At 68.3% G+C, this 995-nt stretch carries 1 protein-coding gene; it reads right to left on the bottom strand.

The window, feature by feature from the left end; translation table 11 throughout:
* The coding region (locus PCK14_RS19300; protein WP_269940140.1) for an HNH endonuclease signature motif containing protein at nucleotides 1-883 on the bottom strand (883 nt) is incomplete at its 3' end.
* Nucleotides 884-995 lie beyond the last annotated feature (112 nt).

The raw sequence follows: 995 nt of genomic DNA, 5'->3' as shown, positions 1-995 counted from the left end.
TGTGGAGCAGGGTGTGGTGGTGGCTGCAGAGCAGGCAGCCGTTCTCAACGCTGGTTTCCCCGCCTGCCTGCCAGGGGATGATGTGGTGGGCTTCGGTCCAGGTGGCCGGACTGGTGCAGTCCGGGAAGGAGCAGCCCAAATCCCGGGCGTACAGGATGCGGCGTTGGGCTGGCAGGAAGAGGCGTTGGGTGCGGCCGGCGTTGAGGATTTCCTGGCCCTGGCCGTAGACGATGCGGGTGATCTCCGGATCGCACAGGGCGGTGTCGAACAGGCGCAGGGGCAGGGGCCCGTTGAAGGTGGTGTTGATGGTCCCGGCCCCGCCGGGCGCAAAGGCCTTCTCCAGTTCGGTCTGGGAGCAGGAAAGGATCAGTTGGGCTTTCAGGCCGCCGTTGCGGGGTAGTTTCCCGGTGCGGGAGGCCAGCTTCACGCAGGAGATGAGCCCGTCCAGGAGTTGCTGCCCGCGGGTGCGGGTGTCCTTCACCGCCGGGTCGGTACTGGCGGGATCGATCGAATCCAACCCGGCCGCGGTCCGTTCCACCCGGGCCTCACAGGCCTCCCCGACATCCATGGAGCCGTTGGAGTCCCCGGCCGTGGCCCAGCCAGTTCCCCACTCGCAGCCGGCCTCATCCGCGTCGGTGTCGTCCGCCTCTGTGTCGTCCGGGCTGCGGCCATCGGCGGTGGCTGCGGCAAAGGCGGTGGCCAGGGCATTGGTGGCGGTGTGTTCCTGCCAGATGTTGAGGGTCTCGTCCCGGTGGGTCACCGGCCACCGGGACGGTGCGTCCTCGAAAATGTCGAAGAAGTCACTGCTGTTGGTGGTGGGGGTGGTCCAGCCGCGGGTGGCGGGTTCGGTGGGGAGCCAGAACCAGTCCTGGCCCTCATACACCGGTGGCGTCGCATACTCCGGTGCCTCCGGGGGCCGGGCAGGGATCTCCCACGGCTCCAGCCGTCGACCCCACCAACCCACACCACCAGTAACACCACCCCCGCCAGCAGTC

The sequence above is a fragment of the Arthrobacter sp. HY1533 genome, from assembly GCF_027568515.1.
Classification (GTDB): domain Bacteria; phylum Actinomycetota; class Actinomycetes; order Actinomycetales; family Micrococcaceae; genus Specibacter.
This window is presented reverse-complemented; position numbering and strand designations above follow the sequence as displayed.